This window comes from Mesorhizobium sp. WSM4935 (assembly GCF_029625735.1).
Taxonomy (GTDB): domain Bacteria; phylum Pseudomonadota; class Alphaproteobacteria; order Rhizobiales; family Rhizobiaceae; genus Mesorhizobium.
In genome coordinates, this window is record NZ_JARTVR010000011.1 from 20,496 (window position 1) to 40,928 (window position 20,433).

16 protein-coding genes and 1 pseudogene are annotated in these 20,433 nt (G+C 57.5%); 14 read left to right on the plus strand and 3 right to left on the minus strand.

Translation table 11 applies throughout. The features are described 5' to 3' along the window. The 6 genes from sctQ to P9273_RS22565 all read left to right on the plus strand — a co-directional run bounded on the left by sctQ (position 1) and on the right by P9273_RS22565 (position 4,985). The gene (gene sctQ / locus P9273_RS22540; protein WP_095769044.1) at positions 1 to 1,029 is read left to right on the plus strand and encodes a type III secretion system cytoplasmic ring protein SctQ; all 1,029 of its coding nucleotides are present in this window, start codon (positions 1 to 3) and stop codon (positions 1,027 to 1,029) included. Then, the gene (gene sctR / locus P9273_RS22545; protein WP_029354851.1) at positions 1,022 to 1,687 is read left to right on the plus strand and encodes a type III secretion system export apparatus subunit SctR; all 666 of its coding nucleotides are present in this window, start codon (positions 1,022 to 1,024) and stop codon (positions 1,685 to 1,687) included. The genes sctQ and sctR overlap by 8 nt, the downstream gene beginning before the upstream one ends. 29 nt (positions 1,688 to 1,716) lie before the next feature. Then, positions 1,717 to 1,965, plus strand: coding sequence for an EscS/YscS/HrcS family type III secretion system export apparatus protein (locus tag P9273_RS22550; RefSeq protein ID WP_081714428.1), 249 nt, complete (start codon positions 1,717 to 1,719; stop codon positions 1,963 to 1,965). Between the two features lie 8 nt (positions 1,966 to 1,973). Then, positions 1,974 to 2,792 carry a type III secretion system export apparatus subunit SctT gene (gene sctT, locus P9273_RS22555; RefSeq protein ID WP_063169270.1) on the plus strand — a complete coding sequence of 273 codons (819 nt, stop codon included), beginning with the start codon at positions 1,974 to 1,976 and terminating at the stop codon, positions 2,790 to 2,792. Next, on the plus strand, positions 2,789 to 3,826 hold the full coding sequence (locus P9273_RS22560) for an EscU/YscU/HrcU family type III secretion system export apparatus switch protein (protein ID WP_024505377.1): 1,038 nt from the start codon (positions 2,789 to 2,791) through the stop codon (positions 3,824 to 3,826). The genes sctT and P9273_RS22560 overlap by 4 nt, the downstream gene beginning before the upstream one ends. 574 nt (positions 3,827 to 4,400) lie before the next feature. After that, complete coding sequence (locus P9273_RS22565) at positions 4,401 to 4,985, plus strand: effector protein NopP (RefSeq protein ID WP_278050856.1); 585 nt, start codon at positions 4,401 to 4,403, stop codon at positions 4,983 to 4,985. A gap of 525 nt (positions 4,986 to 5,510) precedes the next feature. On the opposite strand, the gene P9273_RS22570 is transcribed toward P9273_RS22565, so the two are convergent. Then, entirely contained in the window at positions 5,511 to 7,625 is a 2,115-nt protein-coding gene (locus P9273_RS22570) for a hypothetical protein (RefSeq protein ID WP_224570035.1), read from the minus strand. Between the two features lie 1,348 nt (positions 7,626 to 8,973). On the opposite strand from P9273_RS22570, the gene P9273_RS22575 reads away from it, so the two are divergent. From P9273_RS22575 to P9273_RS22600, 6 genes are all read left to right on the plus strand, one after another. Continuing rightward, positions 8,974 to 9,303: a hypothetical protein gene (locus tag P9273_RS22575; protein WP_081714433.1), complete on the plus strand. Its 330-nt coding sequence runs from the start codon at positions 8,974 to 8,976 to the stop codon at positions 9,301 to 9,303. Positions 9,304 to 9,374: 71 nt separating this feature from the next. Next, a complete protein-coding gene (locus P9273_RS22580; RefSeq protein ID WP_224570034.1) occupies positions 9,375 to 9,617 on the plus strand; it encodes a nodulation protein NopA in 243 nt (80 codons plus the stop codon). 117 nt (positions 9,618 to 9,734) lie between these two features. Continuing rightward, a complete protein-coding gene (locus tag P9273_RS22585; protein ID WP_024505382.1) occupies positions 9,735 to 10,625 on the plus strand; it encodes a SctD/MshK family protein in 891 nt (296 codons plus the stop codon). A gap of 232 nt (positions 10,626 to 10,857) precedes the next feature. Continuing rightward, positions 10,858 to 12,921 (plus strand): type III secretion system export apparatus subunit SctV, encoded by a 2,064-nt coding sequence (sctV, locus tag P9273_RS22590; protein WP_063169272.1) that lies wholly within the window; start codon positions 10,858 to 10,860, stop codon positions 12,919 to 12,921. Between the two features lie 53 nt (positions 12,922 to 12,974). Beyond that, positions 12,975 to 13,517 (plus strand): tetratricopeptide repeat protein, encoded by a 543-nt coding sequence (locus tag P9273_RS22595; protein ID WP_082826568.1) that lies wholly within the window; start codon positions 12,975 to 12,977, stop codon positions 13,515 to 13,517. 894 nt (positions 13,518 to 14,411) lie between these two features. After that, positions 14,412 to 14,882 (plus strand): MucR family transcriptional regulator, encoded by a 471-nt coding sequence (locus tag P9273_RS22600; protein ID WP_024505385.1) that lies wholly within the window; start codon positions 14,412 to 14,414, stop codon positions 14,880 to 14,882. Positions 14,883 to 15,110: 228 nt separating this feature from the next. Here the strand turns inward: P9273_RS22600 and P9273_RS22605 are convergent, their stop codons facing one another. Then, positions 15,111 to 15,323 carry a cold-shock protein gene (locus P9273_RS22605; RefSeq protein ID WP_008874821.1) on the minus strand — a complete coding sequence of 71 codons (213 nt, stop codon included), beginning with the start codon at positions 15,321 to 15,323 and terminating at the stop codon, positions 15,111 to 15,113. Positions 15,324 to 16,866: 1,543 nt separating this feature from the next. Continuing rightward, on the minus strand, positions 16,867 to 17,988 hold the full coding sequence (locus P9273_RS22610; protein ID WP_063169274.1) for a DUF418 domain-containing protein: 1,122 nt from the start codon (positions 17,986 to 17,988) through the stop codon (positions 16,867 to 16,869). A 751-nt stretch (positions 17,989 to 18,739) separates the two neighbouring features. Here P9273_RS22610 and P9273_RS22615 point away from each other — a divergent pair. Continuing rightward, positions 18,740 to 19,198 carry a response regulator transcription factor gene (locus P9273_RS22615; protein ID WP_224570033.1) on the plus strand — a complete coding sequence of 153 codons (459 nt, stop codon included), beginning with the start codon at positions 18,740 to 18,742 and terminating at the stop codon, positions 19,196 to 19,198. A 220-nt stretch (positions 19,199 to 19,418) separates the two neighbouring features. Beyond that, positions 19,419 to 19,875, plus strand: a pseudogene (locus P9273_RS22620) (helix-turn-helix domain-containing protein); the annotation flags it as partial. Positions 19,876 to 20,433: the final 558 nt, after the last annotated feature.

The window sequence follows — 20,433 nt, forward strand, 5'->3', positions numbered from 1 at the left end:
ATGTTCGAACCAGTTCTGAAACTGTCCCACACGGTTGTCTCGTGGCTCAATGATACAGCAGCGCCGCGCACGCCGTTTCAAAGCCGGATCAACGAGGTGCCGCTATCGGTGCGAACGGCAGGGCTTGTCTGGCAGCAGGAACCTGCTGCCATTCCGATGCTTGACTGCGTCTGGAGAGTGGGAGCCGAAACGGTCATCTTGTCACTGTCGCGCCCGCTCGTAGAGGAGTTCATCACGACAGTGCAGAACGGCTTGGCCTTCCCTTCCGAGCCAACTGCTTCGCTAATTCTCGAACTCGCTCTGGAGCCGCTTGTCACTCGACTGGAGGAGACGACGCGTCTGAACGTGCAACTCGTGCGGGTATGCGAAGCCACGATGCTGGCTCCTCATCTTGAACTCGACATCATTTTCGGCGCGGTCAAGGGCAAGGGCCGTCTATTCCTGTTCACGCCACTTGACGGCTTAGTACCGCCTGCGTTTCGCGCGCTAGGCGAACTGCTTGCCCAGTTGCCGCGGCAGCTGGGCGGGCTGCCTCCAGAGCTCCCGCTCATTGTTGCAGGAGAGGTCGGCACGCTTCGCCTTCCTGCGGCGCTTCTTCGAAGCGCATGTGTCGGTGATGCATTGTTGCCCGATATTGCGCCGTTCGGCCGCGGCCAGATCACCCTAGCTGTCGGCCAGTTGTGCGCCGAGGCGGATCTTGACGGCGATGAATTAATCTTGCGGGGGCCTTTCCGCCCGCGACCGTGTCCTTTGGAGAGTGCGCATATGACACAACCCGGATCGCAACTGGAGCTTACTAAGGATCTCGACGATGTCGAGATCGTGCTTGTCTTTGAATGCGGCCGCTGGCCTATTTCTCTTGGGGAATTAAGAAGTGCCGGCGAAGGGCATATTTTTGAACTTGGATGGCCGATCGACGGCCCGGTCGACATAGTGGCCAATGGTCAGCGTATCGGGCGTGGCGACATTGTCCGCATCGGAGAAGAGCTGGGCATCAGGCTCCGTGGCGGGTTTGCATGCAATGAGTGAAGCTCAGCCGACAATCCTGGCGCTTCTTGCGGTTACCGCCGGACTCGGTCTGCTGGTTTTAGCAGTTGCCACGACAACGGCCTTTGTAAAGGTATCAATTGTTCTTTTCCTCGTCCGCAATGCGCTCGGGACCCAGACCATACCACCCAATGTGGTGCTGTACGCCGCGGCGATGATCCTCACTATGTTCGTTAGTGCGCCCGTTGCTGAGCAGACCTATGACCGCATGTCGGATCCCAAGCTCCACTATCAGACATTCGACGACTGGGTAAGCGCCGCTAAAGCCGGAAGTGAGCCCTTGCGCGAGCATCTCAAGAAATTCACAAATGAAGAGCAGCGGCGATTTTTCCTATCTTCGACAGAAAAGGTCTGGCCAGAGGAAATGCACGCTGCAGCCACGCCTGATGACTTTGCAATACTTGTACCATCTTTCTTGCTATCAGAATTGAAGCGCGGATTTGAGATAGGATTTCTACTTTATCTGCCTTTTATTGTTATAGATCTGATAGTGACAACTATCTTGATGGCAATGGGTATGTCGATGGTCTCACCAACTGTTATATCTGTTCCGTTCAAGATCTTCTTGTTTGTTGCCATTGATGGTTGGTCAAAATTGATGCATGGGCTTGTGCTGAGTTATACGTTACCGGGAGGCTGATCATCACTGAATCCAGCATCATTACTCTTATGAGCCAATCACTGGTGGTTTTCATGATCTGGATTCTACCGCCGCTCATTGCATCAGTGGTTGTCGGCCTCGTCATCGGCATCCTCCAGGCGGCGACGCAGATCCAGGATGAAAGCTTGCCGCTCACCGTGAAGCTTCTGGTCGTTGTCGCGGTGATTGGGCTGTTTGCTCCTGTGCTAAGCGCCCCGCTCATAGAGCTAGCCGATCAGATCTTCACCGAGTTTCCCGCAATGACACTTAGCTACTAGTCCGCCCCATGGACGCGCCATCGGCCGATATTCAAATTCTGATCCAGACGGCTTTCGAACTCGTCGTTGCGGCAGGTCTTGGGGCAGCCCGCGCGATGGGCATCATGCTGATCTTTCCCGTATTCACACGCTCGCAGATCAGTGGGCTGATCCGGGGCTGTTTGGCTGTTGGCTTCGCACTACCATGCCTGGCACACGTCAGCGGCGGATTGCCGGCGCTGGATCCTGATACGCGCCTGATCCAGCTAACCCTGCTCGGATTCAAGGAAGTTTTTGTCGGTGTACTCCTTGGCACTTTTCTTGGCATTCCGCTTTGGGGCCTTCAGGCTGCCGGGGAGCTTATCGACAACCAACGCGGCATCAGCAGCCCGACCGCTTCGGCCGATCCCGCGACGAACAGTCAGGCTTCCGCGATGGGCGTTTTTCTGGGGATCACTGCGATTGCCATATTCGTCGGATCAGGAGGCCTGGAAACTTTGATCAGTGTCCTGTACCGCAGCTACTTGATCTGGCCGGTGTATCAGTTTCACCCGACACTGAGCGGGCCAGGAGCAATGGAGTTGTTGGGGCTTCTCGACAGCATAATGCGCACGGCATTATTGGTTTCGGGGCCTGTCGTGTTCTTCCTGATACTGATTGATATATCGATGATGCTGCTGCGTCGCTTTGCCCCGCAATTTAAGGCGAGCCAACTGTCTCCGGCAATCAAGAACATTGTCTTTCCAGTTCTCATGGTCACCTACGCTGCCTATCTGGTGGAGAGCATGAAACTGGAGGTCACACGTGCCAACGGCGTGCTGGAGTGGTTCGACAAATTGCTGCCATGAGCGACACAAGTGAAGAGAAGACACACGCCGCCAGCCCGAAGAAGTTAAGTGAAGCGCGCAAAAAAGGACAGCTGCCACGTAGCTCCGATTTCGTCCGCGCGGTCGGGACTTGCGCTGGGCTCGGCTACCTTTGGCTAAGAGGCAGCGTGATCGAGGACAAATGCCGGGAAGCGCTCCTATTAGCCACCAAGTTGCAGAGCCTACCTTTCGATACCGCGGTGCCGCAGGCATTGGTTGTGCTCGTCCAACTCACAGTCGCGGCTGTTGGCCCGCTGCTTGGAACCCTTGTCGCCGCGGTGATTTTGGCCAGCCTGCTAGCCAATGGTGGATTTGTCTTCTCTCTGGAGCCGATGAAGCTCAGCTTTAAGAAAATTGACCCCTTTGAAGGGCTGAAGCGCTTGGGGTCTGCTCGTTCCATGGTCGAAGTCTGCAAGACCATGTTCAAGGTATTGGTTCTCAGCGCAACCTTTTCCATTGTCCTTCTCGGGATGTGGAAGACAATGGTCCCTCTGCCGATCTGCGGCATGGGCTGTGTTGGCCTCATCTTTATGGAGACAAAATTGCTGATGGGAATTGGCGCCGGCGCACTGCTGGTCGGCGGACTGATCGATCTTCTGCTCCAGCGCGCGTTGTATCTGCGCGAAATGCGCATGACCAATACCGAAGTGACGCGCGAGTCGAAGGATCAGCAAGGAGCGCCAGAGTTGAAAGGTGAACAGCGTCGCATCCGCGAGGAGGCGGCCGACGAGCCTGCGCTTGGCGTGCATCGCGCCACGCTGGTCTTAACAGGAAGGGCGGTCCTGATCGGTCTGCGTTACGTTCGCGGTGAAACCGGGGTGCCGTTCTTAGTTTGCCGTGCCGAAGGTGAGCGCGTTTCACATGTGTTGAGCGAGGCGCGGGCACTACGCCTGACGATCGTCCATGACCATGTCTTAGCGCGTCAGCTGATAGGCACTACAAAACTCGGCCACGCGGTTCCTATGCAATATTTCCAGCCTGTCGCGAAAGCATTCTTTGCCGCAGGCTTGGCCTAGTCATGGAAGTCCACGACTGCCCAGTTCAAAACTGACCTGGCTCCATGCTAGTGGCAAATGTCGGCTGGCCATCCGTGCCCCAGTGTCTCTGTCAGGCCAACCGCGCAACCGCGGGCCTGGGGCAATCACTCCCCTCGGATCTGCCACCCAGCAACTACGGCAAGTCCTCCGGGCATGACCTTGCAGCCTCTGCTGGCCGGTGCGTGGCGCAGTCCGAGGTTTTGAGGCCGGCAGTGCGGATTTGATTGGTGCAGCCGTTGGAATGCCCTCGTCAGCTAGTCGTCAACTAAGCGCCCTATGTTGAACAGCCGTGCTAACTTGAGCTCGGTTGCGAAACATAGGAGTACGAATCGTCATGTATGGTCGAATTGGTGGCTCATCCGATAGTTACCGCGCGCATAATGCCGGCGAGCAATCGGATGCAGGAAGCGAAGGGTTCGCGGACACATTTGCCCGAATGCACTTATCCGGATCGGAAGGTAGCGGCGCCTCATCATCGGCGGCTCCCCAAGCATACTCCCTCAATTCCCGACCTCCTGTGGTGGAGATCAACAGGACTTCCTTCAGGAGACAGGTGAGGCAATTTCATGGTGATGAAATCACGCACATCGCCGACAATCCTCAAGAGTATTCGGAGTTCGTATCGTCACGAGCCAGGCGCACCGCGGACGTTGCTCAGCAATATGGCATCCGTCGAGATACGGAGCACGCGCGATATTTCAGTTACCAATTGGGAGACCGGAGTGCCGGACTGCTGAGAATGGAAGGCGGATTCAGCATGAACGAGTTCGAATCGGAAAGTTGGCGGGAACAATTTCCTGGTCGAACTGAGGTCACTTCCATAGTGGATCTTCAAGTCGCCCATCCGCTCGTCGAAAATGCGGGCGATATTCTGCTGGAGCATCAACTTCGGATAGACGGCGACCGACCGTTGCTGAATTGGCGTGCGGCTAATCCGGAAGCACAAGCGCGCGCGCAGACGATGGGGTTTGTTGAAGTGGATCATGGCGACCTGGTGCTTGACCCTACGCAGCATCCCGACAAATGGACGAAGAACAGTGCCGGTGAGTGGCAGCGTGCAGGCAAACCTCCACTCTATCTCCACAAAACCGAGGATAGCGACAGCAGCGATAGCGGGTCCGACGACGATTTCATGTGATTTGTCGACCCGCCGCCGAGCCTTGCAACTGGTGACGGTTGCAAGGCTGTTGGCAGTGAATGCTAATTGTCCGGCGACAGCCCCGCCTTAGCGCCAGCGCCGCCGAGCAATCCAGCCCATCTCCCAGACAATAAACTGCGGATGCGCATCGTGGGTGCTTGCGAGCGGATTGTATTCGGGCCGGAACTCCGCCTCTTGGAACCGAGCTCTCCCGAATCCAATTTTCTCCACCACACCGTTGGGTCGTTGCGATGCGCCGATCCCGATCGGATCGGCTATGCCTGCTCCGCGCTCGCAGGAAGACCTTCCGCCTCGATCTTGGCGGCGCGATCTCGGCGATAAGTTGGATGGGAGGCAAGATACGCCGCCACGTCAACAGCCGGTAACGCGACATCGCAAATCGGCCCTGACGGTAGCCGATCGACTCCAATCGCCGGACCGCAACTCGCGCAGCGGCATTCGCGGTTTGGCCAGGAGAAATGCTCGCTGACTCACAGCGTGGCCGGCCGCATTCTGAGTGCCCTGTCATGCAGCCTGCGCCGACGGGAGCTCGGCACGCGAATGGCGTGGTTGGCGGCCAAGCCCTGAGGTCAACAAGGACTTACAGAAAGCGGGGGTGAGTTTGCCGCGATGAATTATGACCTTCTCGCGACCGGACCTAGCATCGGCTTCCTCTCGCTCTCGATTGTAGCCGCGCTGTTCGTTGGATTTAACGTGGCAAGCGGTGAATTCGGAATCAGCCAGCCCTTCCAAGTTTCTGGCCATGACGGGGCGACTCGTGTGGATGTGCACCCACATCGGGCTCGGCATCGCACCATTGACCAGCATCTTGGGCTGCAGCTTCATCTCAAACAGCTTTCCTGGCTCGCCACGCAGCGCGACCGGTGCCTCCGGCGGCATCAATTCGTCGGCATTGCACAAATGTTCCAGGTATTTTTGCGCCGGAAATGCGTAGGTCTTCATGCAATCAGTCGTAATGCCGGCTTTTCCTTCATTCAATGCGTTGGCCTGTCCCAGCACCATGTTCAGCAACCCTTTGAGCTGGTCTGTGCGTTCGTGCACTTTGGGTAGCTGGGTGGAGGTGAGTAGCAGGCGTACATTACGCCCCTGCAACCCGGCGAGACAGGTTTGCATCTCAATGGCCTGGGCTCGCAGGTACTGGGCCACATCGTCCACGACCTTACCGGCCTCCTCAGGCTTCATCTGGCGCACTTGGGAGACGACGCTTTGCTGACCGGCCAGATCGAACTGCAAAAGTTCGTCCAATCGTTTGAGCCGCTCCGTCAATACCTCCATTGACAACGCGGCGCCCCCGATTGTCGAGCCTGCCCCCGACGAACTCGCAGCCACCTCTTGCGCTCTCACCTGTGTACTCGCAACTTGATCCGAGCGCGCGAGAACCTTGGCTGCTGGCACTGTGCCGGCGTTCGCAGCGACTGGTGTTGATGGCTGCCCGGCGGCAGAAGTCCCGGCGCGAGCTGCCGACTTATGCTTTGACTTCCCTTTCCTTCGCGCTGTAGTGCCTTCTGACACTGCAGCCGTACCAGCAGTGTCAGCCGGTATCGCAGCGCCTGCCCTGGCCGGCATCGCAGCGCCCGCCTGGGCCTGTGGCGCCATGATGGCTGACGGCGGAGACTGCAGGTTCAACAAGTGCATGGCATCGTGCGCAGTGATCCATGCATCGTCCACGATCCGTTCGAACAGTTTCAATGGGAGGCCGGCATCTGGGTAGGTATGGCTTAGCTTGGTATGCACCTCGTGCAACGCCAATCCAAAATCCGAAAGCCGCTCCATGATTTTTTCTACAACCGCGCAATCATGAGCGTTGAGTGTTTTGCCATCATCCATTATGCCCTTCGCCAAAGAGAGGGCGCGAAGAGCTTCTTGAGCGGCGCTTGCCATCAGCTGCACCACTCCATTTCGACCGACGAGGAGTTCCTTCAAATCTGGCTCGAACCTGCTCGCCCGCAGTTCAATCTTGGCCCGCGCAAGACCGATCCGCTCACGGACCAGCCAGATCCTGACACTCAGTACCGAGCCGGCACGCAGCCGCAGTGCGCACCGCTCGGCTTCCCGCATCACGGGCGTTCCACTGGATAGGCTAGCGGTGGCAGCGCAGGCGGATCGCTGCCGTTCGGAGCGCCATGCCTTTTTTTCCCACCACTTAATTGCCGCCGTATGGTGGTTCTCCACATTTAAAATCAACAGCTCCTGCCGGTCCGCCTGGGAGTAGGAGTAGAGTTTATCGACCATACCTGCCGCTTTCTTGGTCTTTTTGTCCAATTTCGTGATCGTCGACAGGCCAAGTTTGTCTACTTCATTCGCGGCGTCGCACACGATCTGGCAACATCTACGCACCTTGTCGTCTGGCATAATTGTCTGCGCCTCAGCCGCAGGCAGGCTAGCGCGGTACTCCAGAATTGCTGAGGCTGCATCGACGACCCCACTGATCAGCTCCACCGCCTCCTCGGGGACGTCGGTTTTCCTGGCCGCAGCCTCGCAATCAGTCAGTTGTTGAACAAGACTGTTCATTCTGAGCTGTGTCGGACTGATATCTTTATTTGACGATGAGCTGGTGCCTTCCACCTGCGCGGTTGATAGTTGGCTACCGACCGGCGCCATGGCTTCGCCCTCAGACATGGAGGGAGAACCGCGCCGCCTTGCGGCTGCGCCACGTGGCGCTACGGTTCCGCGTGGTGGCGCAGCGGCTCCACGTGGCGGTGTGTTCAGGATTTGATCTTCGCCAATCGAGGCGCCTGGCAGACTTTCGCGGGCATCGCCTGGACCGCGCGCAACTGGAAGGGAGGAGGGCCTCCTATCGGCGTCCCCAGAGCGCATCTGCTCCACAACGGAATCGAATGACTGTCCACCTTCTCCCGCAGCAAGACTTGATTGCGAAAGGGAACTGCTCGCCCGCCCCGCGCGGCTGGCTCCAGTTTCAGCCTGCGATTTCCGTGGTCGGCCAATGCCCTTCATATTGCGTCTCCGTAGTAGGCGAGAATGTGCTGCTATTGTGCTGGCGGCTGACGAGACCAGCGGCATCTTTCGGTTAACGTCACGGTCAGCCAGACCCGCGACGGCGTAATGTTCCCGCCAAAGTGCTTCTCAGTAGCAGGCCAAGATTGGCCCGAGCTCACAGGACTTTCGCAACGTTGCCATCGATGTCCTGAGATTATCAGCGCTTCAGTCCGCCGATTTCCAGGAACAGCGAATGAAATCAGACCAACTCGGCTAGCTCCCCTTCCTAGACACGTGCCTGACGATTTTATTGATGCGTCACTCCTCTCGTTCGCCACCGACAAAGTCACACATTTGCTTCAGAGAAGCGTGTGCGTTGCGTATCACGCGGACCATTTCGATCTATAGTTACAAAAAGTGTCGAGACGGGACCTTTGGATCCGAAGGTCAGGCACGGCCGGCCTAGATAGACCGCTTGGCTGACGATTAGCTGACGATGGGAGTTCTCACGAACAGGGCAAGAAAATCCGACCGCTTCAAGCTTTCGATATGGTGAGAAGAGGATCCGCACCGGCCTCCCAAAGCCGGCAGACCATCCCATGTTCGTACGGTCGCCGACCTTCTCGAAGCCAATGAGCTCACCGCGCCGGGCCGTGATGTGCAGGCGAGAGAATGGTGATGCAAAGACCGAGTTCCTGCTCGTTGCGTGCGCCCGTGGAGCCAGCAAGAATACGGTCATTGCGGTCATGCAGCACGTGGACCGTGTCTCCTGTTCGACACCACAGCATCGAGGATGCAAACGAGCTGCTGCGGCTGCCATTCGGTCGCGGCATGCGTGGACGGCGGGATTGGCCGAACAGCCGAGATCGTGGTCGACTGTTCGATGCGAGAGCAACATCCTGCAGAGCATACGTTTTTGCGCTGGCCGGTTTTTGTCAAAAGCCGTCAGGTTCTCGAAAGCTCCCGCCCTTAGCTTGATCGAGGCTAACCTTTAACACGTCGCCGCCAATGGCAAATGCCGGAGTACCTGATGATAGCAGCAATTGGGAGTGGAGTTGGCAACCTCGGGACTTCCTTGATCCGAAAGGGCCATGGGGATTCGAAATCCGAGCATTCTGGTGATGGCAAGCCGGCTGATGGCAATGATGGCAAGCCAGCTGGTGGGAATGATGGCAAGGCAGCTGGCGGGAACGATCGGGCGGATAACCGGACCGTTTCAAATGATCAACTTCAAGACAACTCACAGTCTGCAGCACAAAGTGAAGCCTTCCAAAGTATCCTGCGATCGTTCGCGTTCCAATTCGCGAACGATGCGATGGCTGAGGCCGATGAAGCTTTGGATGACACAGAAGATGCCTGACGCGGGAAATCCGGCGTGAGGTCATACAGGCCGTTATTGACGGCACAACTCCAACAGAAAAAGGAATGATCATGGCTGCAGTTGATAATAATAAAAAATCAGGCAATACCAATACCAGTAGCGCCGGCAATACCGATAAAACTAACAGTGGCACTCCCGGCAATACAAGCGGAGCTGATGCTACTGCTTTTCAGGCGCAAGTGCAGGAACTAACCAATGTTAGCTTGGAGGCGACGAAAAGGAGTGTCCAGTTGCGCACTCTAACGACCAATCTCCAGACCATCAAGAAGGCCGCCGACGAACGCGTTTCGTAATGTCGGAAGCGGGTTTTAGACTGCCCCCTAGCGCGTCTCCTTATTGACGCGACGTAGTCCCGAAATGAGCCGCATGGCAATTGCCATGCGGCTTCTATCCTGTTTGAGAGATGCTCTGTGGATGACGCCGTTTCCCTCCGTTTCGAAGTGCGTTCGGGGCACTATTGCGGTCTGACCGGCAAGACGGATCTTCAAAAGTGTTTAATCGGCAGCGGCTTCGATGCCGATTTGGTCTTTGTCGAGCAGGGACTGGCACCGCATCACCTTCGTGTAACTCTTCTTGGCAAGTCGATCGAACTGGAGGCGCTTGCACCCGGACTCAGTATCGAGGGCAACCGGAATATCGCCGCAGGCCAGTCCGTTGTTGTGCCCCTTCCTGTCGTCCTGCTCGTAGGCGAGATGTCCATTGCTTTGTCCGTGCAGGATGCAGAGCCGCCTGGTTCGACCGGCATACCGCGCCTACCGATCGGTGTGCTCGCCATGGTCATAATCAGCTCACTCGGGATCGGCGCGCTTTCAGGCACGATCTCCTATCTTGGCAATGCAAGTGGATCGAGCCCCAATTCACTTCGGGCTGAAGTCGCGTCCAGAACGATCAGTCACCGCGCTGACAATGAACTTACGGAGGCAGCGGCCCAAGAGCTGCAGGAGGAAGTCGATCGAGCGGGTCTTCTCGACGTCAAGATTGGGTCGGCAAAGGGTGTTGTGACCGCCGAAGGCACCGTCACGTCTGAATCGGTCATCAGTTGGCAGAAGCTTCAGCAATCGTTCGATCGTCGCACCAAGGGTACTCTAACACTGGTGAACGGAGTGCTCATCAAAGAGGAGAAGGCGCCATCCGCAATCGCGGTCGAAGCTGTGTGGCATGGGGTCCAACCATATATTGTCATCGACAGCGAGAAGTATTTTGTCGGCGCCATTTTGGCTGATGGATGGGTGGTCGAACGTATTGAGGACAGCCGTGTGCTGCTGAGCAGGAATGGCCGCATTGCTGCTCTCCAATATTGAAAGCTCGCAGGCCCCATCAAGCAGCACTCTATGGCCAGCCAAACATCCTGTCGCGCTCGGTGCTGACAAGCTGGCTGCGTTGGAAACATTTGCTGCCCAGCCATTTCGCGCCTGCTTGTGGCTCTCATGCAGGGTCACGCGCTGGCCAAGGCTGAGGCGCCTTCGGAGTTCGAAAGCCACGTTTCATGGCGTAACAGCAGAGTAAGTCTCAACCGATTGCAAAGGTGTCTCGATGGCCAACGTCCTGCGTGACTTCATCAAGCGTGCGCCGGCCAGCCCGGATTTAATGGTTGCGTTGATGCTGCTTCTGGCTGTCGCGATGATGGTCATGCCTATCCCGGTCGTGGTGGTCGACGCCCTGATAGGATTCAATATGGGGTTGGCCATACTGCTGATGATGGTTGCCCTGTATGTCAGTACTCCACTTGATTTTTCCTCTTTGCCCGGCGTTATTTTGATTTCCACTGTATTCCGTCTCGCGCTCACGGTCGCAACGACGCGACTGATCCTGGCCGAGGGGGAGGCCGGCAGCATTATTCATACTTTTGGCGATTTCGTCATTTCAGGCAATATCGTGGTGGGTTTCGTCATATTTCTGGTCGTCACCATGGTGCAATTCATGGTCCTCGCGAAGGGTGCCGAACGGGTGGCAGAAGTGGCGGCGCGTTTCACGCTGGATGCTCTGCCGGGCAAGCAAATGGCGGTCGACGCAGAGCTACGCAACGGCCACATCGATGCCAACGAATCCCGCCGGCGGCGCGCCGAATTGGAGAAGGAAAGCCAACTCTATGGCGCGATGGACGGCGCGATGAAATTTGTGAAGGGCGATTCCATCGCCGGGCTGGTGGTTATCTGCATCAACATGCTGGGTGGAATTTCGATCGGCCTGCTCTCCAAGGGCATGTCCTTCGGCGAGGTACTGCATCACTACACTCTGCTGACGATAGGCGATGCATTGATATCGCAGATTCCGGCCCTTCTGCTCTCCATTACTGCGGCGACCATCGTCACCCGTGTGACTGGGACGGCGAGGATCAACCTCGGTACAGAAATGGTCAGTCAGCTCACGGCCAGCACTCGAGCCTTGCGACTGGCGGCCGGCGTCCTGGTTGTAATGGGGTTCGTTCCTGGGTTTCCCCTCCCCGTCTTTCTGATGCTGGCCGCAGTGTTCGCTGCGGTAAGCATTGTCAAGGCTGATGTGCTGGGCGCCGGCACTGCCGATGCGAAAGGTGGAACTGCAGCGGAGCCTAAGCAAGCCGCGCCTGCGAAGGAATTCCCGATCGCATTTTTTCTAGCGCCAGATCTTATGCAGGCGGTCGATCAAGCCGAATTGCAAAAACATATTGGGCGCGTTTCGCTCCTGGTCACAGCCGATCTGGGCATTATCGTTCCTCGCATCCCTGTCTTGGTTGACGAGCAGCTGCCTGAATCGCAATTCCGAATTGATGTCGAGGGCGTGCCAGTCGAACAGGACGCCTTAGATCCAAACCAGATGGCGCTCCGAGCCGATGTAGCGCACGTCGACTCGAGCGGTGTCCCCCTTAGACGTGAGCCGAAAACGGACAGACTCCCGGTTGAACATACCCCTGCAAAGGCCCTTACGGGCGCCGGCACGGAGCATAGGGCTCCCGGCGAACTCCTCGCCTTGCGCGTCCATGCAGCGTTGACCCGCTACGCACCGCGATTGGTGGGCATCCAAGAGACCCGACATTTCCTGGGCCGAATGGAGCAGGAATATTCTGAGCTTGTGAAAGAGGTGCTACGCACGACGCCGATTCCTCGGATTGCCGATGTTCTGCGCCGCCTCCTGGAGGAAGGTATCCCAATCCGCCACACCCGTCTCGTGTTGGAGGCATTGGCCGAATGGAGCGAGCGTGAGCAGAACGTTGCCCTGCTGACGGAATATGTCCGTTCTGGTTTGAAGCGACAGATCTGCCACCGCCATGCCAACACGGAGGGCATCGTGTCCGCCCTGGTCGTCGAGCGCGAGAGCGAGGATGTGATGCGTGGCGCGGTTCGAGATTCGGATGCAGGCCCCTATCTCGCACTGGAGGATCGGCAAAGCGAAGCGATGCTATCACAGATACGTCAGGTCCTTTCGAACGCAGAACCGGGTCAAACCCGCCCTATTCTGTTGACGTCGATGGATGTCCGACGTTTCGTCCGCGGCTTTCTGACGCGAAACGGGGTTGATCTCGCCGTGCTGTCTTATCAAGACCTCGCCTCCGACTTTACAATTCGCCCCGCAGGATCCGTCACACTCCCGCACGGATCGAACAGCGGATTGTTAGAGTAGTCCCACCTTTCCTAACTGAACGCCACGCGCCTCCCCGATAACTGAGAGATAACATGAATAGTAATACAGTTTCTCCATCGCCTATGTTTCTGCGCCGGAACTCACTTCTTTTTGCCGTACTCGCCATTCTGCCTTTGGGCGGTTGCGCCAGCTGGCAAAAGCCGGCTCTTTCCGTGCAGGAGACATCTTCCCCCGAGTTGCTCAGCGCCGATCAAATCGATCCGGCTATGCGCGAACGCATTTTGCGCGAAGTTGGTCAGGATGTTCAAGAGCGGGCTTTGCGGGATGAGGTGAAGCAGCACCCGGACAATGTTGATGCGGCGATACGACTTACAAATGCCTTGGTGGGCCAGAAGCGCCCGCACGAAGCGGTTGAGGTGCTCGACAGCGTCTTGGTTGCAGCCCCAGGAAACGTACGTGCATTGAATGCGAAGGGCGTGATTTTGGACATTGAGGGGCGGCATGACGCGGCACAGGCCCTGTATCGGCGAGCTCTCGAAAACGAGCCAGGCAATCAGATGGTGCAGCATAACTTCAATCTGTCGCTTGCCTTTAACGGCAAGTCCGAACAACCAAGGTTAGCACGATCGCAATAGGTGGGCACAGTGCATGCGCAGCCTGTTCCCCGGCTCGAACACGCGCTCGGCTCCCATCATAGATGGCCCCCTGAAGAGAGCCATATCTATGCAAAACAGTTGCTCCAGATCTGGCCGGCAGAGATCGGCAGGAGAGCCGGATGACATCACGCGGCCACCCGCAAGGCCACCCGCCTCGCTTCGTTGCCAGAGCGCCCTCTCCCTCGCCGGTCACCGTCTCGCAATGCGGCGACCTGGCTTAAGGCGGTCGACCGAGCGCCCGATGCAGTAGCCATGAATACGTAACGCAGCGATGGACCCGCCGGATCGTGTCGCGCTTGTGCTGGCCGTCCCTGCCATTACAGCACGGTGATTGTAGCTGGATCATATTCTAGAGGCATCGATGGTGTGGATGCCTTCGATCCAAACAATCGATTTGTTGAATTCGTCCGCCTGAGGAAATTAGCTGCGGCGATCCGACTTCCGACGCCTGCAGGCGCAAAACCAACAGCGTGAGCGCTGCGGGTCCGGAGGCAGGCTGCAAAGTGCAATCACCAGCGCTGATAAGCGGCAAGTGAAGAATGTATCGCTCGGGCAACTCCTGTGTTGTGCACGGTTGCCCCGCGAGGTGAACTGTAGCAGCTTGGCAGCTCAGCGTTCACGAAAGGAGAAAAGATTTGGGGCCAAGCAAAGACCGGCTTTTTTGATTGTCTTGCTGTATCGCTATGGTGGGGCGGGCGCGACCGCTCCCATAATTCAATACGCTGCCTTTAGCGATGGACGATGACGGGATGCGTCGCCGAGACTTCAATGGTGGAGGAGCAGCGCACCCGTCGATCCATTTGCTTTCAGCGGCAACCGCCACTATGAAGCGACACTTCGCCCAACTGTGTTTCAAGCTGCCCGGAGAAGTTTATGACAGAAGAACCCCACAAGACCGACATCCTCATCGAGCTCACTGCCGATGTTGTATCAGCCTACGTCTCCAACAACCCCGTCCCGGCGGGGGAGCTTCCTGCCCTGATCGCCCAAGTGCACGGGGCTCTAAACGGCACGGCTGGACTCATACCGGCAGAAGAGCCTGTGCCTGTAAAAAAACCTGCTGTCCCGATCAAAAAGTCGATCGAACCGGACTACATCATTAGCCTTGAAGACGGCAAGAAATTCAAATCGCTAAAGCGCCATCTGGCGACGCACTATGGTCTGACCCCAGACGAATATCGCGCCAAATGGGGTCTGCCGTCGGATTATCCCATGGTGGCGCCGAATTACGCCGCTGCGCGCTCCGCCTTGGCCAAGACCATGGGACTCGGCCGCAAACCGAAAGAGCCGGAAGCCCCAGCCACGGCGCCGGCGAAACGGACCCGCAAGAAGGTCGCAGCCTAAATCCGTATCAACAGTCGTTCGGACGCGCAGCAGCCGTTGGCCCAATCTGCGCGGAATCAAAGGGCGGGGATGAGCCCCGCCTTTCCCGTCCAAGAGCCTCATTTCCAGAGTAATTCATGATGGCTCCAGCAATCCCTGCCGCGGCATTAACTTGCATGCTCCGGCCCGGGTTTCGAGCCGTCAATGCGTTCCGGCGATGACGAACCTTGCCAAGGCTTTCCCGGACCGTTAGCCAGCCTTGCTGAGGCTGCCTGCAGAGGACTTTCCCGTGCGGCGATCCTGTTCCACCTCGTAGTTGATCTTCTGGCCCTCATTAAGGGTCGACAGGCCCGCTCGTTCAACAGCGGAAATGTGGACAAAGACATCCTGACCGCCGTTGTCAGGCTGAATAAAACCAAAACCCTTCGTGCTGTTGAACCACTTCACCGTTCCAGTCGCCATATCCATTCCTTTGTAATAAGTCGCAACTTAGGCAGGCCATTCACGCCAGCCTGATTTGTACACGAGACTTTAGGCGCATCAAAATCGGAAAATTGCAAGGCCCACTCGATCGCCTGATCTCCAGCAGCAACTGCAACATATGCGAGGCGCGTGCCAGACGAGGCGTATGCCAGACGTTTCGTCGTGCGCTGTCGCTCGAACGTTGACAGAAACAATGACACACCTTGCAAACTCGGCACATCTTGTGGACGTGCTCGGGTCGCTTCTCGACTGCGATACCCGCTCCTGACCGGGTATCGTCGGCCAAAATGAGAGTTTTTGTCATGTGCCGCCAGACCGAAAGATCAGGCGCGCAGCGACCTGCACATTCAAACCGGAACCCGCGAACCTCGATTAGCTTCTGCCTGCTCCGAAGGGCGGTAGCCTGCTCTGAGGCGGGCCACTGTCGGGTTGAAAACCAACTGTCGGGTTCGGAACCCCAGATTGTCGGCAAGGTACGCGCCGCCCACTGGTTGGCCAAAGGGGCACTGGCTCCTGATCCTGCCGCCATGCTCGCCCGATCTCAACCCGATCAAGACAGGTCTGCTCAAAACTCAAGGCGCGGCTGCGGAAGAAGGCGGCCAAAACTTTCGACGCTCTCTGCGGAACTCTCGGCGATATCTGCCAGCTGTAGGAGCCAAATCAAAAACCATTAATTGCGACAGGTGATTTTATGACATTCATTGCGAAGAGGCCAGAATGAACAGCGGAAGAGAGTAGCAGCTCTCTGGTCGCGGCGAGGTGGATCGTCGACACGATCGGCACCTGGCCCGTGCGGGGATCGCACCGCAGCCAGCACCAGAGCCAGACCTTGACCGCTTGCCTTGCTCAGGCGCCACAACAACGAGTGGCTGGAAGCAGATCCACGTGAACTCAGCGATATCGATCAGACGATGCTTACCCTCATGAAAGCCGATCCCGACGCTGTCCAGCGCCGCGAAATCCTGACCAGCATATGGCGCATCGGATGCCACCGCCTGCACACTCACCATCGACATGCCGGAACTCGGAACCAAAGGCCGCAAGCCTCGCCGGCCTCGGCAAAATGGAGCGGCCGCGCCTTCATCCGGGGCGGCCGGGCCAATGTTCGCCAGGCCCTCTACATGCCCGGCCCTTCGCCCTGCGCTTCAACCCCGACCTCAAGGCAAAATACCAGGCGCTAAAGGCGGCAGGCAAACCCGCAAAGGTCATCATCTTGTTGCGAAAGCTCCTCATCCTAGCAAACGCTCTCCTCAAGGCGCAGCGAAAATGGCCCCTAAAACCCTTGACCGAAACGGATACCTTAGCCTTTCAGGTGAGGCGGGCCGAGATAGACCAACCGCGGGTTTAACTTCGCGAGTTTAAGCTGATTATGCCGATGCAACTCTAGCGCCTGCGCGACCGTTTTAGCTTCCATCAACAAGGCGGCAGGCTGGGAGGAAGTACCCTCCCCTGCCGCGAACAAGCTTTGGACAAAGCCCCACCTTGTCCGTAATGTGATCGGGAGGCCGGGGCGCGGCGGTGCTCAGCGGATGTGACGCGCGAGATCTGCGACCCTACCCATCAGCACTTCCATCGGTCCTCGCTGGAAGATGCGCAGCCAAAGCACCGCAAAAGTGCTGATAACCACAACGAAGCCAAAGAGCGTGGACAGGCTCTCGTCTTTGAAAATGTTTATCTTCATAAGATAGGCTATTCCCGCAATGTGCAGCACATAGGCCGTCAAAGACATCGAGCCGACTGCGATTATTGGCCAGACCAGCTTTCGCAGACGCGGGAGCGCATCCACAGCGAGCATGCAAGCCGCCAAGATGATCATTGCGCAACCGGTGCTGCCCACGATCGAAAGCGTCGTTTCGCTATGAGGTGCGGCTATCCATGACGACTTGACTATAAATGACGACTTGGAAGGCTCAAAAGCGCCGTCAACGTCAGACCACCACAAGGAGGTTTCAGTCAAAGCGCGGGAACTCAGCGCGAGCAAGGATCCCCCATGGCCCAACACGGCCAGCGCGACCCCCGCCAGACCAAGGCGCCAATGCGCTGCTAGCGTATTAAGATTAAGGCGCGCGATGGCCATGCCAGCGATGAGGAAAGGAACCCAGGTCACCGCGGGATAGTAGCCGTTGACCATGAGGTTGAAGACCGGGTCGAGGAGGTTGGGGGCAACCGACAGAAGGGAGGAACGGACTTGCGGGAGAACTAATGCCGTAGCGGCAGCGATCAAGCCCAGCTGATATGCGCTGAGCCGATGGAGCGGCAATACCAACAAGAAGCAAATTCCGTAGTATTCTAGGATGACTTCGACCTGGGTACCGAGGCAGCCCAGGATTGAGCCAAGCGCGAGCAAAACAAGGGCACGAATTGCGACTCTGGCGATGGCCTGTCTACCGGCTATCCCCGACTTCGGCGCCTTGCGACCTGTAATCAGGAGGATTGAAAAACCGGCCAATACGGCAAACAGGGCCGACGGCCGCCCATGGGTTAGTTCCATCAGAAACCCGACTAGTCCTCCTTCGCCGGGGTCGGGACCGAGATGGGCGGCATACATCCCGAAGACAGCCAGGCCCCGAGCGAGGTCGATGCCGACCAGCCGATCTACTACCGACCCATTCCTAGCGTCGGCAACCGGTGCCTTCATTACCATGGTAGATTCCCTTGTTGGGTGTGTGGATCGCGGGAGCCGCGATAGGAGAGCCGGTCGGCTGCTGCCGTCGCCTCGTGAAAGGGTTCAAAACATCGCGCCATCTGGCGCATCGAGCCGGCGACAGAGCTGTTCAGCCATTAGCCTGGGGTAAGAACAACAGATCGGCTCACAAAGCCTGTGTCACGGACCTGAAAAGTGGTGTCGCGGAACCGTCGTTTTTTGCATGATGGCTAAGCCGAGAGATCCACTGCACCGACGAGAGACTCAGCGACGTTAGATATCCGATCAGTACGCCGCGGCTCCGCCGGTGACGATCACCCCGGGTGTCAAGGCCAGGGCGTAAACCTGCCATAATCTGTGGTAGTGCGCCCGCGACCAATCCGTTCGACAAAGCTCGGCGCATGGTCGAGCCAATCATATTCTTCCATGTGGCTGTTGCCTGAAAAACCGAAGACGCCGTTCGCTGGTCCAGCTCCAGACCTCGGCCTGCGTCGGTCATTAGAACCGGCGCGCCTGTTTCCCAAATCAATTTGCTGATGCAGCCGCCGGGGGTCACATTGAGCAAAAGTGCCGAGTTCAGGACGGGTTTCATAGGGGCTCTTCGTTTGGCTTTGTTAACGACCCCTTTCTTGCAAGTTGTAGCTGACAGCAGCCTGAAAGCTCCCCAAATAATTCGCTGCCGCCGGTTCAGCCTATTGTCAGCTTCGACCAATAAGATGGGAGCCTTGCCCTCATACCGGAGCTCGGCAGCATGATGCGAATACTGCTCACTGAAGACGATAAGGACCTTGGAAGTGCTATGCACGATCATTTGGTGGCTGGTGGCCACGCGGTCGACTGGGCCAAGAACCTGTCCGAAGCGCGCGATTATGCAGCTGTGGTCGGCTACGACCTTATTTTGCTCGACGTTCACCTGCCGGACGGCAATGGGATCGACTATCTGCGGGAGCTGATCAAGGAACTTGAATCGGCACCGGTCATCATTCTGACAGCCTGCGATCGGATTTCGCATCGCATCGAGGGCTTCAACGCTGGAGCCGACGACTATTTGGTCAAGCCGTTCGATCTGGGGGAACTCTCAGCGCGTATCCATGCAGTGGCACGTCGCCATGGGCATTTTCCGGAGCCGCAATTTTCGGTTGGGACGCTTTCCATACAGGCAGCCGAGCGACGCCTCTTCCGCGACGGGCAGGAGGTCTACCTGACTTGACGCGGATGGGCGGTGCTCGACTACCGTCTGCCCCAGCCCTGCACGGTCGTTTCAAAAGGGAAGATCGTGGACGCGCTTTTCGGCAGACGGCGCTGATTCATACTCTAAAAGAAAATTCGGCTTCCAGTTGCCTTGGCCATGACTTTCCTTCCCGAGAGATGGGTGACAGTTCATTCCGGATAGATGGGTTACACTTTCGGCCCTTTGCAAGGAGAGCAAGGTGCCTTGGAAGGAGTGTAACGTCATGGAAGAGCGGCTGAAGTTCGTCGCCCGGCTGCTGGACGCGAGAAGATGGCGGTGCTTTGCCGGGAGTTCGATATCTCGCGCAAGACCGGCTACAAGATCCTCACGCGCTACAACGACAGCGGCCTGGAGGGCTGACGGACCGATCGCGGCGGCCCTATCGCCACGCCAATCAGCTTCCGTTTCAAATCGAGAAGCTGATTGTGCGCCTCAAGCAAGACAAGCCGACATGGGGTGCGCCGAAGATACGCGAGCGGCTGGCCCGGCTGTATCCGGATGTGCACCGGCCCGCGATCTCGGCCGTGCATGCCGTGCTCGACCGCCACGGCATGGTCGAGCGCCGCAAGCGCAGGCGCAACAGGGCGACGGGGACACCACTTTCAAACGGCTGTCGCCCTAACGATCTTTGGTGTGCCGACTACAAGGGCGAGTTCGGCAGAGAACACGGCCGGGACAGGGGATCACAAACACTTGACCGTTCCAGACCCTGGCAGTGGCGCATCGATTGACCGTTGGCTCTGTTCGTGGGCACCGAAAATAGGGCCTTCTTGGTCCTCGGCAGAGAATATGGCCCGGACGGGGGATAACAAACACTTGACCGTTCCAGACTCTGGCAGTGGCGCATCGATTGACCGTCGACTCTGTTCGCGAGCGCCGAAAATACGGACGACCCCTATGGTCAAAGTGCACTTCTGACCTGCTAGGCACTGTTCGATAACTGGAGGCACCCGCTACGGTGCCCTCGTATTTAAGACACCTGTCAGTTTCAAGCCTGGACATTGACGCGTGGCGCGGCTGCCATTCGTTGACCGCCACGTCGAATTGCCCGCCAACCAGTGTACAGCCGCCGGTGGTCACATTGAGCAAAAGTGCCGAGATCAGGAGGGGTTTCATAAGGCCTCTTCGTTTGGCTTTGTTAACGACCCCTTTCTTGCAATTGTAGCTGACAGCAGCCTGAAAGCCCCCAGATATTCGCTGGCGCCGGTTCAGCC

What these genes read in the sequence shown, in the direction of transcription:
- sctQ (WP_095769044.1), top strand. Translation starts at nt 1, where the DNA reads ATGTTCGAACCAGTTCTGAAACTGTCCCACACGGTTGTCTCGTGGCTC.
- sctR (WP_029354851.1), top strand. Translation starts at nt 1,022, where the DNA reads ATGAGTGAAGCTCAGCCGACAATCCTGGCGCTTCTTGCGGTTACCGCC.
- P9273_RS22550 (WP_081714428.1), top strand. Translation starts at nt 1,717, where the DNA reads ATGAGCCAATCACTGGTGGTTTTCATGATCTGGATTCTACCGCCGCTC.
- sctT (WP_063169270.1), top strand. Translation starts at nt 1,974, where the DNA reads ATGGACGCGCCATCGGCCGATATTCAAATTCTGATCCAGACGGCTTTC.
- P9273_RS22560 (WP_024505377.1), top strand. Translation starts at nt 2,789, where the DNA reads ATGAGCGACACAAGTGAAGAGAAGACACACGCCGCCAGCCCGAAGAAG.
- P9273_RS22570 (WP_224570035.1), bottom strand. Translation starts at nt 7,625, where the DNA reads ATGTCTGAGGGCGAAGCCATGGCGCCGGTCGGTAGCCAACTATCAACC.
- P9273_RS22575 (WP_081714433.1), top strand. Translation starts at nt 8,974, where the DNA reads ATGATAGCAGCAATTGGGAGTGGAGTTGGCAACCTCGGGACTTCCTTG.
- P9273_RS22580 (WP_224570034.1), top strand. Translation starts at nt 9,375, where the DNA reads ATGGCTGCAGTTGATAATAATAAAAAATCAGGCAATACCAATACCAGT.
- sctV (WP_063169272.1), top strand. Translation starts at nt 10,858, where the DNA reads ATGGCCAACGTCCTGCGTGACTTCATCAAGCGTGCGCCGGCCAGCCCG.
- P9273_RS22595 (WP_082826568.1), top strand. Translation starts at nt 12,975, where the DNA reads ATGAATAGTAATACAGTTTCTCCATCGCCTATGTTTCTGCGCCGGAAC.
- P9273_RS22600 (WP_024505385.1), top strand. Translation starts at nt 14,412, where the DNA reads ATGACAGAAGAACCCCACAAGACCGACATCCTCATCGAGCTCACTGCC.
- P9273_RS22605 (WP_008874821.1), bottom strand. Translation starts at nt 15,323, where the DNA reads ATGGCGACTGGAACGGTGAAGTGGTTCAACAGCACGAAGGGTTTTGGT.
- P9273_RS22610 (WP_063169274.1), bottom strand. Translation starts at nt 17,988, where the DNA reads ATGGTAATGAAGGCACCGGTTGCCGACGCTAGGAATGGGTCGGTAGTA.
- P9273_RS22615 (WP_224570033.1), top strand. Translation starts at nt 18,740, where the DNA reads ATGATGCGAATACTGCTCACTGAAGACGATAAGGACCTTGGAAGTGCT.